This window comes from Rothia sp. HMSC066G02 (assembly GCF_001813145.1).
Lineage (GTDB): Bacteria > Actinomycetota > Actinomycetes > Actinomycetales > Micrococcaceae > Rothia.
The window spans coordinates 1-11,494 of the sequence record NZ_KV811585.1; the positions used below are offsets into that span (position 1 = coordinate 1).

Sequence of the window (11,494 nt, forward strand, 5' to 3'; positions counted from 1 at the left end):
TTTGTTGTCCAAGAAACGGGAGGCAGTTCAGTTTAGGGAGCCGGGGTCTTTAGTGTGTTGGGTCTTTGCTATGTTCTGTTAGCTGGCGAGGATTTTAGCGGCCGAGCATGCGGCGGTGGCCGGTTTCGGTGTCGTTGCCCTTGTCGCGGGTGAAGACCTTGCCTACAGCCTTACCTGCGTCCTTGACGCCCTTGAGCAGGGAGCCAGCCACGCCGGAGGAGCCGTCCGAACCTTCGCCGCCCTGTACGCGCGGTGCACGCGGGGTAATCATGAGCTCTGCGGGGAAGTAGGCGGGCGCGTCGCCGAAGGCTCGGCGGGTGTTGCGCACGACGTCCTTGCCGAGGGTCAGGTTCGCGCCACCGCCAACGACTGCGCCCACGCCGAAGGGCAGGGCACGGCCGAGCAGTGCACCGGTCTGGCGGGTGAGGAAGCGGCGGATGAACATGTTTCGGATGGTACGTTCGACGCTGAACATCTTGCCGCTGGAGGAGTTGCCGAGCAGCATGCCCCACTTGTTGGAGACACCGCCTGCCTTGCCGGTCTGCAGCAGCACGGTGTTCATGAGCTGGGAGCCTTCTTCGCCGAGCATGATTGCCATGACCATGGAGCGGGCGGTTTCGGGGTCGTGTACGTGCACGCCGTGCAGTTCTGCGACTGCCTGGGCGTAGAGTGCGGTGCGTTCGAGGTAGCCGCCGACTGCGAGCGCGGACAGGCTCATGGAGGTGACGGTGCCGACGCCGGGCACGAATGCGGATGCGCCGGTGACGCCGCCGATGGCGGTGATGTCACGCAGGTAGGTGCGGTCGAGGCGCTTGTGGATTTGTTCGGGGGTTTCGTCGGGGTGTGCTTCACGCAGTTTTTTGACGATGGACAGCGCGAGCGGTCGTTGCATGCGCAGTACGTTGTCGAGGGTGGTGGTCAGTGCGGGACGGGGGTTGCCGTCTTCATCGAATAGAGACTTCTTCGGGTCAAGCATGCTCTCAGTAAATCACGGCTTGGTGAATTTTTCCTGAATATGGGGCCTGTGGTGGGGTTTGGGGGGTGAAATTTCACCGAGGGCGTGGAGGTTTTTGATCGCTTGTTAGGGTGTTTTGGTCTTTATTTGCGCCCAATTTTAAAGCGCGTAAAATTGTCGTAGATTACACACTATTCATTGTTTGCATAGTGCGTGACCTGCTTCACGGAGATTCGGGTTGCGCCTGATGACAGATAGCGGCTAATACCTCTTCTGAATCCTAAGGAATACTATGACTTCTTCCACCCATACGCCCAATGCTGCGCGTTCTCCCCTGGCGACTCAGGGGCTGGGTGTTGCGTACGCGACCGGCGCGATTATTTCGGCGCAGTTCGGTGCGGCTCTTGCCAAGCAGCTCATGGGCGATTTGGGCCCCTGGGGCGTGGTCGCTCTGCGCCTGCTGACATCTTCTATCCTGCTGTGGGTGTTCTTCCGCCCGCAGATTCGTTCGTGGACCCGTCAGCAGTGGATGGCGGTCATTGTCCTCGGTGTCGCCCTGACCGGTGCGAATGCCTTCTTCTATGTGGCTATTGAGCAGGTTCCGCTAGCAATTGCGGTGGCTATTGAGTTTATGGGTCCGCTGGTGCTGGCGACGGTTATGTCGCGCCGTAAGCTGGACCTGGTGTGGATTGCTCTGTCATTTACGGGCATGGCGATTCTGACTGCTGAGTCCCAGGCGAAGCCTGAAGATTTCGCGTTGATGGGTGTGGTTTTCGCAATCCTGACCGCTATTTCTCGTGCCGCCTATATTCTGGCGACTGAGAAGGTTGGCGCTCTGATTCCGGGTATGGGCGGCATGGTCGTGGGTAACGTTGTCTCTACCCTGCTGGTTCTGCCGTTCCCGTTCCTGATAAGCGGCAATAACCTGTTGAAGGTCACCCAGGATGTGCACCTGCTGGCTATTGGCTGCCTGATGGGTCTGCTGGCTTCTGCCCTGCCGGCGCTGGGTGAGGTTTCTTCGCTGCGTCTGCTGCCCGCGCACATTTATAGCGTGGTGCTGTCCCTGGAGCCTGCGATTGCGGCGGCTGTGGGTATTGTGATGCTTGGTGAGGCTACCGGCCTGGTTCGTTGGGTTGCTATTGCTCTGCTGGTGGCGGCGAGTATCGGTATTTCGATTTCTCACGCTCGTGCGCAGAAGAAGGCGCAGGAGGACGGCACGCTGGAGGATGCGGACCATTACCTGCCGGGTGCGGTGGATGCGCACGCGGTGGATATTGCGCAGATGGCGACTAACTCTATTACGATTCCGTCGGCTGAACAGATTAAGGCTGACCGTGAGGCGAAGGGCCTCTAATCTACTGAACTGTAGCCGTGTCAACGGCTTCTAGCCCCCCCCCGGGTAACGAGTAGGATAGTATCTCGTGTTGCCCGGGGGGGCGCTCTTTAAACGGCGCTATTGGAGCGTTCGTTCTGCCCCGTAGCGGCACAGCATGCACACGTGGAGAAGTACCGCCTTGTGAGGCGCAGGAAGGAGAATCATGCCGCATACTTCATCTCAACGCCCCGCACTGGGCATTATGTTTGTGCTGATGTCCTGCTCATCGCTGCAGTTCGGTGCCGCGTTCGCGGTGACGCTCTTCCCGCTGTTTGGTGCTCTGGCTATTAGTGTCAGCCGTCTGGCGATTGCTTCCATGGTGGTGGGTAGCGCCGTGTGGTTGGCGGCGCGTTGGCGTACCCGTCGCAGGGGCACGATGCCGCCGGGGGCGCTGTCTTGGTCGAAGGAGCAGTGGCGTGCCGTCATCATTTTCGGTATGACTTTCGGTCTGATGAACGGCTTCTTCTATTGCGCGATTGACCGCATCCCGATTGGTTTGGCGGTTGCGGTGGAGTTCTTGGGCCCGCTGGCGTTGGCGTCCATGCTGACGCGCAGGCTCCGCGACGCGGTGTGGGTGCTCTGCGCCCTGGCGGGCATGCTGGTGCTCGGCTACGAGGCGGCGGTCGGCAAGGATACCGACTACCTGGGTCTGACGTTCGCGCTGATTGCTGGCGTGTTCTGGGCGCTGTACATTCGCTCTAGCGCGAAGGTGGGTGCCCTGGTTCCGGGTGCGAGCGGCCTGGCGGTGGCGATGCTTGTTGGTGCTACGTTTATTGCCCCGGTGGCGGCGGTTGTTCCGGCGCCTCAGCCGATTTGGAACGCGGCGCAGGATCCGATGCTGCTCCTCATGATTTTTGGTACCGCCATGTTCGCTTCGGTGATTCCCTATAGCGCGGAGCTGATGGCTCTGCGTAACCTGCCGCAGCAGGTGTTTAGTGTGCTGATGAGCATGGAACCGGCGATTGCGGCGATTGCCGGTTGGGCGTTGCTGGATCAGGAGACCGGCCCGATTCGTTGGGTGGCAATCTGTCTGCTGATGACGGCGAGTGTGGGTATTACGCTCACCACCACGAAGGGCGATTCCCCCAAACAGAAGGATGACGGTGAGGACCCCGTTCCCGTGCCGCTACCCGAATAAAACCAAGATTCTGCCGGCGCGCGGCATAGAGAAAACCCATATACAAAACCGTTGAGGCGGGTACCTGGTTGATACCCGCCTCAACGGTTTTATGTTTCAGTTTTAGCTCTCGGCCAGCTCGTCCAGCAGGTCGCGGAGCTCATCGGTGGTGAGCACTTCCGCCGGATGCGGACCCATCGCGTACAGCCGGTCCTGGGTGTCCTCGTCCAGCTCGCGGGCGGTGCCAACCAGCACGAGGTTGCCTTCGTTCTGCCCGCTGAGCATGGAGCTCTCGCACAGGCACCACACGTGGTCAAAGACTTCCAGCATGGCGGTTGCCTGCAGCTGGAAGAAGGGCAGACCCGCGTCGTCGCCCACGTTGATGGCGACCATGCCGCGCTCGCTCAGGGCGTCCTTGAGTTCGCGGTAGAAGTCGCGGTTCGCCAGGTGGGCGGGTGCGTCCATGCCGGTGAAGATGTCGAGAATGATCGCATCAAAACCGGGCACGCCCAGCAGTTCGGGCAGGTTCGCCAGCTGCTCGCGGGCATCCCCCACCACAAGCTGGCAGTCGGTGCCTGCGGGTAGCGGCAGGCGGTCCGTCACGAAGCCCATGAGCTCGGGCTCAATATCCACGGCAACCTGGCGGGAGCCGGGGCGGGTCGCCTGAATGTAACGCACAAGGGTGAGCGCACCGGCGCCCAGGTGCGCGGCGGTGATGGGTTCGCCGGCGGGTGCGAGCGCATCCACAGCGTTTGCGATGCGGCGCAGGTACTCGTAGAACACGTAGTCGGGGTTCTGCACGTCCACGTGGGACTGCTCGGCACCACCGATTTCGAGGACGTGGCCGTGGTCGCTGAACCCGTCGGGGTGAATTTCGGCGCGCTGACCACCGGAGAGCTGAATGTGCGCCACTACTTCACGCCAGCTTCACGCTTGAAGGTGCTGACCAGGTCATCCACCGAGGAGGACGAATCCAGGCCCTCAACGACCTTGTCGTTCACGGCGAAGGTGGGGGTGCCCTTCACACCAATCTTGACGGCGTGCTCGTAGTCGCGCTGGATGGGCTTGACGGTGTCGGAGGCGAGTAGGACCTTGTCGAATTCTTCGACGTTCAGGCCCAGTTCCTTGGCGTAGTCATTGAAGAGGGTGCGCAGCTTATCGCGTTCTTTGATGTTCTTCCAGTCGTTCTGGGTGTTGAAGAGCTTGTTCGCCATTTCGACGTGCTTACCCTGAGCTGTTGCGGCTTCTACGGCGAGCGCGGCGGGTACGGCGTTGGCGTGCATGTTCAGCGGCATGTGGCGCACAGTCACGTTCATGATGCCGTCAAGCTTCTTGGCGGCTTCTTCGAACTTGGGTTCTGCCTTGGCGCAGTAGGGGCACTGGTAGTCGGTGTACAGGGTTGCGGTGCCTGCACCGGGTACTTCGCGGTTGAGGCGGTAACCGACGTAGCCGTCATCGGCGGTTGCCGAAGCAGTACCCGAAGGGTCAGCGGATGCCGAAGCGCTCGCGGATGCACTTGCCGAGGTAGCGGCGGTGCTTGCAGATGCGCTCGCCGAACCGCTCGCAGACGCCGATGCGGAAGGCTGGGAGGAGCTGGAACCGCATGCGCTCAGCCCCAGGGCGGCGGCGGGCACTACGCCCAGTAGCAGGGTGCGGCGGTTGAGGGGTGAAGTCATGGTGGTTCCTCTCTCTACGGGTGGCGGGCTGGCCTGTTTGCTACATCTGTGGTTGATTAATCTGTGGTTGATGTGCACTCTGAGGTGCTGTCAGCCGCCGTGGGTATAGGGTTTATTGTATGCCTCTGCCCTGAACTTTCCCTATCTTCGGGCGGGTTTGCGGGGTGAATGCAGTGCACACCATAGCCGCCCTGTCGCCTGCTCCCAGCTGCGGGGCCGGTGTTGAAAGTAATTAGCCTCTCCCCCGCCTTTTTGGTACTATTGCGGGGTATGCACTGTTCACCGGTTGCTTTCGGGCAGTTGAGAACGGCAGCATATGCGCCTCTATAGCTCAGGGGTAGAGCATTTCCCTCGTAAAGAAAAGGTCGTGGGTTCGAATCCCACTGGGGGCTCCACATCCGCCGTAACGCGTGCCGGTTTCCGGTGTGTTGCGGCGGTTTTTAGCATCTGAGAGTTGTCGTTTTCTCGAAGATGTCACCGTCGAACTTTAGGAGATTCTCATGTCTTCTCGATCCGCATCCGCTAAGCGCCAGAGTGGCCGTGCGCAGGCAGGTCGCGCCGCTGCGGGCTCTGCACGCCCGATGAGCCCCACGATGCGTTTTGCTCTGGTGTACGTGCTGGCGCTGGTGGTTTCCCTGGCGGTGTGGTTCTTCTACCGTTCCGTGTATGAGGATGACACCTCGTTCCTGGTGCCGATTGTGATTTCCTTGGTGACTTCGTACGTGTGCGCTCATGCGCTGACGGGCGGCAAATCGCCCCGCAACTAGACCGCCGACCAGCAGCCCGCCAGGCTGTAGCCTCGTGAGGTTTCAGGCAGACAAAAGCCGCGCATCCGGTTCCCCGCTCGGGGGTCGGATGCGCGGCTTTTTACGTGTGTACTTTAGACCAGCGCCTTACTTGGATGCGCGCTGGAAGTCGCTGTCGGTCTTGCCCCACAGGCCGTAGACCTTGGCGAGTTCCTTGACCTTCTTTGCACGCAGGTAGCGCGGCAGGTAGGAGCCGTCGCGGGGGCCGTCGAGGGGCACGTCGAGCATCTGGTGTGCTTCTTCGATTTCGAGCTCGCTCGGGGAGAATGCCGCGTTGATGGTCTCAGCCTGGCGAATGTCGAGGGTGATCTTACCGGTCATGCCGTGGTCGTTCGCGTAGCCGCATGCCTTGGAGAGGTCAGCGCCGTATGCGCCGAGGGTCGGGCCGTCGATGGGGCCGGGCAGACCGCCCAGGGTGGAGGCAATCACCAGTTGCGAACGCACGTAGGCGAGCGCCATGGGGGTTGCGGAGGAGCCGGTGTCGCGGCGGTAGTCGCCTGCGCCGAATGCGAGGCGGAAAGTGCCGATTGCGCGCGCAATTTCGATGGAGTGGTGCACGCCGAGTGCGGACTCGATCAGCGCGATGATGGGGGTTCCGGGGGGCAGCTCGGCTGCGGTGCGGTCAATGTCGGTGGCGTGCTCTGCGGTAGCGAGCATGACGCCTCGCAGGCCCTTCACGTTCTTGAGGGCCTTGACGTCCTTCCACCAGTGTTCGGTGGTGATGGCGTTGATTCGCACCCATGCGACGACGCCGGAGTTGAGCATACGGACGACCTGTTCGCGAGCGGCGTCCTTCTCTTCGGCGGGGCAGCCGTCTTCGAGGTCGATAATGATGGAGTCGGCCTCGGATTCGAAGGCCTCTTCAAAGACTTCTTCGGAGGAGTTGGCGCGCACGAGGAGCCAGGAGCGTGAGAGGCTGGGGCGCAGCTGACGCGCACGCTCATTGCGGTGGAATTCAAACATGGTGTGTGACTTCTTCCGTGAATTGTATATGCATTGGGTTGTGCCGTAGAGGGGCAGGAAAAAGCCTGCGGTTCTTCCGCGCGTACCATCGCATTGTGTCGTCACCTCCATTGTGACGGAACCGCATAAGAAGTGTCCTACACCTCTTCTTTAAGCGTATCGCCTGTTGAGGTGCACATCAAACTAGCTCGCCTATTGACCGCGATTTATGCCCCTGTGTTATGCCTCAACCAGTTGGGTGCGGCCCACGGGGATTCCGTCGTCGAAGATCAGCTCGCCGGCGGCTTCCTTCTGGGCGCGCTGAATCAGACGTTCGGCATCCTCAATGTGCTGGATGACGGTTTCCACGCGACGGTGCACGCTCACCTGGCGGTCGCATCCGGTGGCACAGTTGCCGAAGCAGCGTGCCATGGCGAGCGCTTCGGCGCAGAGTGCCACGGCGTTACCCGCTTTGGAGAGGGCGCGGTTCAGGTCGGAGTAGGTGCCGAATGGGGAGGCGGGAATATCGCCGTCGCTGGGGGCGAGGCGGTGCGCTTCCATAGCGACTGCACGCACGCGCGGGATGAGGTCGGCGAGCTCGTTTGCGTCCGGCACGATGAGCTCAATCATGGAGGTGGACGAATCGGTTGCCGCCAAGCGTTCGAGGACCTGGTGGAAGCGGTCGATACCGCGAATGAACCGGTCGTGGGATCGGCGCCAGATGCCTTTGCCGAGTTCGGCGTCGTCGCGGCGCGATTGCAGGTAGCTTTTAAGTCCCATATGTCCTCCTCTGCGTGGTGTGTGTGCCGTGTTGGTTGGTCGGTGGAGGCTGCCGGTGATGGGCTCTGCGGCGACCCGCAAACCTCCCTATACTTAGGTTACCCTAAATCTCCTTTAGTGACGAGATGTCAGCAGTCAACTGTTTATTTCAAACCCAGATTTTCTTCACGCCGCTCACGCGACGCTCCCCGCAGCGCCAGTCTAAAATGGCACCGGCCTAAAATAGCACCGCAGGGGCGCAGCGATTTCTAGACCATGCGCAGCACAATCTTGCCGCGATGCTGACCGGAGTCGAAGTATTCGTGGGCGGCAGCCGCCTCCTCCATGTCGAAGATACGGTCCAGACCCACGCCAATCCTGCCGGATTCAATCAGCGGCAGCACGTGTTCGCGTACACCTCGCAGAATCTCAGCCTTCTGATGATCCGAACGGGTACGCAGGCTCGTAGCGTGCACCGACAGGCGGCGGGAGAGCATATACCCCAGGTTCACTTCTGCTTTGGCGCCGCCCATCAGACCGATAATGCACAGGTGCCCGCCGTCGGCGAGGGTGTGCAGATTGTCGTCCAGGTACTTTCCGCCCACGACGTCGAGGATGTAGTCAGCGCCGCGTCCGCCAGTTTCAGCCAGCAGAACTTCACGGAACGAATGTTCTGTATAAATAATGGGTTCCGCACCTAGTAAGCGCACATATTCTGCTTTTTCCTCGGTTCCCACGGTTGCAAACACGCGGGTACCTACGGCGAGCGCCAGCTGAATAGCGTGCACACCGATACCGCCGGTACCACCGTGCACGAGCACCACCGCGGGTTCACCGTCTTCCTTGAGGTTTTCGGCGGGGTTCATGCTCATACCACAGGTGAGAACCAGGTTCGAGTAGACGGTTGCCGCGACTTCGGGAATACCGGCGGCTTCGGCAAAACTCAGCTGTTCGGGTACGGGTAGCACGTGGTCGACCGGTACGGTCACGTAGTCGGCGTAGCCGCCTCCAGCGAGGAGCGCCATGACGGGGGTGCCGCGGTTCTCTACGGAGACGCCTTCACCGACGGCTTCGATGACACCGGCTACTTCGAGGCCGTAGATGGCGCTCGCTCCGGCGGGCGGCGGGTAGAATCCGCGGCGCTGCAGGGCGTCGGCGCGGTTGATTCCGGCGGCGTGAACACGAATGAGAACTTCGTGGGATCGGGGTACGGGGGCGGGGACTTCGCTGATTGTCAGGGCCTCAGGTCCACCGTGACTGTTCTCAATAATTGCTCTCATGAGTCCTCCTCATTGCCGGAAGCACCATCGTTGGTGCGCGATTTACAGAAAGCTTATCGCATGAGATAATCTCGTAGTGCCCTGCGGCACGGTATTGCCATAAAATGCCGGTCTCTGGTGCGTATGGATGGTTGTCCGAGCGGCCGAAGGAGCTGGTCTTGAAAACCAGTAGGCGGTAACCCCGTCTCAAGGGTTCAAATCCCTTACCATCCGCGTTTTAGCTTCTGCTCCACGTGTGGAGCGCAAAGAGCCCCGTTCCTCGTATTGAGGAGCGGGGCTCTTTGCATACGCCGTTTTGAGTTACCGGAGGGCGTCGTCAGTTGATTTGTGACAAGGCATTCGCAATATACATGAAGAGGGCGGCGATACCGATGAAAAAGCATAGCCCCAGCCAGTTGAGAATACGACCCGCTAGGGCAGGTACACCGTGCCTCTGCGCTACCCACCCCTGCCAGATACCCAGGATGTTCAGCACCGGCGCGGCGAGAGCTACCTGCAGACCACTTTCTCCAAGACCCTGGACAAGCAACCAAAACCCTAGAACGAAAGACAGCGGGCTGAGGAAGCCGAAAAGCAGGGAGAAGTTCGCAGCCCTTTTACCGTCTTGTGTTCCTTGCACAGCGGGAGGTTGCTCGCTCGCAGGTTGCTCCCAGTCGTCCGTGCCGTCAGTCTCCGGCTGTTGGCTGTCATCCGCTTGGTAGAGCTTGGCGTCTTCAGGGTTGTTATCAAAATCTTCGTTATTTTGGGGTAGCTGCGACATCGCATCCACAACCTTTCAGGATCTACACGCGTTAGTTGAATACCTCAGCCTGGTGCTTCGCAAAAACCTATTCGCCGTTGAACCACGCCCACACAATCAGTACGTACACGAGGACAAGCTTGGCGATAGCTATCCAGCTCAGGATTCGACCCGCAAGAGAAACTACGCCGTAACTATCCGCTTCCTTAGCTTTATGTAGACCAAGGACACTTAAGATGATGGTGGGGATACCGAAAAACCACGGACCCGACACCATGATGTTGATGAGGCTGAGCACACCGAAAGTGAGTGAAAGTTGGGAGGCTCGTTCCCCTAGATTAGTCGCTGTTTTCCCACCGCTCTGCATCATAGGGGGCTCTTCAATATCAGCACCCTGTTTGTGGCGATGAGGTTTCGAGCGCAGACCAGCTGCTGGGTCGGAATACGGGCCTAGGATTGGATCCTGCATCGTTGCATCATAACCTTTCAATACCGGGTGTTACGTGTCTATCGAAGTGAGAGAGCGCTCAGGCTCGTCGACGGGCCTGCATCATTGAAGCCGTACAGAGCAAACCCAATCATTATGATGAAGCCGACGATGGCGATGACAATGACCATTCCTATCCCGCTGAGAAACAGACCCACGTTGGCGTCCTCACCGTGCTGTCTTGCCACTCGTGCTTGCCAGAGACCCAAGAGGCTCAGTAATGGCGCAGCAATGATTATTGGCATGCCGATACCAAAGCCATGGGAAACCCACCAAAACGCTAGGGCGAGAATAAGCATACCGAAGACACCGAAAATCAGGGAGAGGTTTGCGGCTTTTTCGCCAGGGCCCATCTTCCACACGCTCGAAGAGAACTCACTCGCGGGTAGCGGCTGGTCGTCCGTACCAGACTGCACGCTGTCGTTCCCCCGGTGGGTCTTGGCGTATTCGGGGTTGTAATCGAAGGCTTCATTGTTTTGGGGTAGCTGCGACATCGCATCCACGACCTTTCACGTTCCACACGCAAGGGGCGTTAACTTCACCCTAGACCCTCCCCACCGGGGAAACAAGCATGTCGAGCCCATTCCAGGAAACATACGGCATACACACAACAAAGCCCCGCACCTCAACGTGAGGAACAGGGCTTTCTCATGCTCACCAGCATGCATTCTGACCGGTCATACCCAACAAAACGAGAGTATCTTCAGACCCACCACCTTATTGGTGCTTTTATAAAGATTGACTGAGGCTTATCAGAAACAAGATGACAAAAAGATAGAGCGCAAGGACAATACCTACACCCGCCCAGCTGAGAATACGACCCGCTAGGGCAGGCACACCGTGCCGTTTAGCCACTCGCCCCTGCCAGATACCCAAGATGCCCAGTATCAGTGAGATAACGGTGAAATCTGGTGCCCAGACCCAGGTCAATAGCGGGATACACAGTAGGCTGAGGGCGCCGAAAAACAATGAAAGACTTGCCGCGTTCTGCCCATCCCGCCGCTTCGAGAAGCCAGGTGAAACCTTTTTTCCGGGTAGTAGCTGGTTGCCTAAAACACCAGCGTAGGGTTGCCAACTGCCATTTGTCTGGTTGAGCATGTTGTATTCGGAGTTGTTATCGAAAGCTTCGTTGTTTTGGGGTAGCTGCGACATCGCATCCACAACCTTTCACATTCAACATTAGAGAAGTATTACCCCCTAGCCCCTCCCCTAATCCACTAGAACAAGAGGACACGCAGGCTCCCTGTGGAGTCGACATAGTTATATTCCGCCGGTCAGGACAATCAAGAACAATGCGACGATGATGGCGAAGGGAAGGGCAAAAATTACACCCGCCCAGCTGAGAATACGACCCGCTA

The 11,494-nt window shown here is 59.3% G+C and carries 13 protein-coding genes and 2 tRNA genes; 5 read left to right on the top strand and 10 right to left on the bottom strand.

From position 1 onward, the window contains the following. Positions 1-94 precede the first annotated feature (94 nt). Positions 95-976: a hypothetical protein gene (locus HMPREF2894_RS02675; RefSeq protein WP_012902818.1), complete on the bottom strand. Its 882-nt coding sequence runs from the start codon at positions 974-976 to the stop codon at positions 95-97. A gap of 271 nt (positions 977-1,247) precedes the next feature. Between HMPREF2894_RS02675 and HMPREF2894_RS02680 the strand changes: the two genes are divergently transcribed. Continuing rightward, positions 1,248-2,309 (top strand): EamA family transporter, encoded by a 1,062-nt coding sequence (locus tag HMPREF2894_RS02680; RefSeq protein ID WP_012902817.1) that lies wholly within the window; start codon positions 1,248-1,250, stop codon positions 2,307-2,309. A gap of 184 nt (positions 2,310-2,493) precedes the next feature. Beyond that, the gene (locus tag HMPREF2894_RS02685; protein ID WP_049349924.1) at positions 2,494-3,468 is read left to right on the top strand and encodes an EamA family transporter; all 975 of its coding nucleotides are present in this window, start codon (positions 2,494-2,496) and stop codon (positions 3,466-3,468) included. A 102-nt stretch (positions 3,469-3,570) separates the two neighbouring features. Here HMPREF2894_RS02685 and HMPREF2894_RS02690 read toward each other — a convergent pair whose 3' ends face one another. After that, entirely contained in the window at positions 3,571-4,359 is a 789-nt protein-coding gene (locus HMPREF2894_RS02690) for a spermidine synthase (protein WP_049349923.1), read from the bottom strand. Continuing rightward, positions 4,359-5,123 (bottom strand): DsbA family protein, encoded by a 765-nt coding sequence (locus HMPREF2894_RS02695; RefSeq protein ID WP_049349922.1) that lies wholly within the window; start codon positions 5,121-5,123, stop codon positions 4,359-4,361. The genes HMPREF2894_RS02690 and HMPREF2894_RS02695 overlap by 1 nt, the downstream gene beginning before the upstream one ends. Positions 5,124-5,443: 320 nt before the next feature. Here HMPREF2894_RS02695 and HMPREF2894_RS02700 point away from each other — a divergent pair. Further along, a tRNA-Thr gene (locus HMPREF2894_RS02700) sits at positions 5,444-5,518 on the top strand. A gap of 105 nt (positions 5,519-5,623) precedes the next feature. Further along, positions 5,624-5,890, top strand: coding sequence for a hypothetical protein (locus HMPREF2894_RS02705; protein WP_005504446.1), 267 nt, complete (start codon positions 5,624-5,626; stop codon positions 5,888-5,890). A gap of 126 nt (positions 5,891-6,016) precedes the next feature. On the opposite strand, the gene HMPREF2894_RS02710 is transcribed toward HMPREF2894_RS02705, so the two are convergent. The 3 genes from HMPREF2894_RS02710 to HMPREF2894_RS02720 form a co-directional block, all read right to left on the bottom strand. Next, on the bottom strand, positions 6,017-6,892 hold the full coding sequence (locus HMPREF2894_RS02710) for an HpcH/HpaI aldolase/citrate lyase family protein (protein ID WP_044150069.1): 876 nt from the start codon (positions 6,890-6,892) through the stop codon (positions 6,017-6,019). A 219-nt stretch (positions 6,893-7,111) separates the two neighbouring features. Next, complete coding sequence (locus HMPREF2894_RS02715; RefSeq protein WP_049346162.1) at positions 7,112-7,651, bottom strand: hypothetical protein; 540 nt, start codon at positions 7,649-7,651, stop codon at positions 7,112-7,114. Between the two features lie 248 nt (positions 7,652-7,899). After that, a complete protein-coding gene (locus HMPREF2894_RS02720; RefSeq protein ID WP_049346164.1) occupies positions 7,900-8,910 on the bottom strand; it encodes an NAD(P)H-quinone oxidoreductase in 1,011 nt (336 codons plus the stop codon). Between the two features lie 125 nt (positions 8,911-9,035). Here HMPREF2894_RS02720 and HMPREF2894_RS02725 point away from each other — a divergent pair. Beyond that, positions 9,036-9,123: transfer RNA gene (locus HMPREF2894_RS02725), tRNA-Ser, on the top strand. 103 nt (positions 9,124-9,226) lie between these two features. Here HMPREF2894_RS02725 and HMPREF2894_RS02730 read toward each other — a convergent pair. The 4 genes from HMPREF2894_RS02730 to HMPREF2894_RS02745 form a co-directional block, all read right to left on the bottom strand. After that, positions 9,227-9,670, bottom strand: coding sequence for a hypothetical protein (locus tag HMPREF2894_RS02730; RefSeq protein ID WP_049353200.1), 444 nt, complete (start codon positions 9,668-9,670; stop codon positions 9,227-9,229). 67 nt (positions 9,671-9,737) lie between these two features. Next, on the bottom strand, positions 9,738-10,019 hold the full coding sequence (locus HMPREF2894_RS02735) for a hypothetical protein (RefSeq protein ID WP_049353199.1): 282 nt from the start codon (positions 10,017-10,019) through the stop codon (positions 9,738-9,740). A gap of 137 nt (positions 10,020-10,156) precedes the next feature. After that, positions 10,157-10,630: a hypothetical protein gene (locus HMPREF2894_RS02740; protein WP_070665893.1), complete on the bottom strand. Its 474-nt coding sequence runs from the start codon at positions 10,628-10,630 to the stop codon at positions 10,157-10,159. A 235-nt stretch (positions 10,631-10,865) separates the two neighbouring features. Beyond that, positions 10,866-11,288: a hypothetical protein gene (locus HMPREF2894_RS02745; protein WP_049346174.1), complete on the bottom strand. Its 423-nt coding sequence runs from the start codon at positions 11,286-11,288 to the stop codon at positions 10,866-10,868. Between the last annotated feature and the right edge of the window lie 206 nt (positions 11,289-11,494).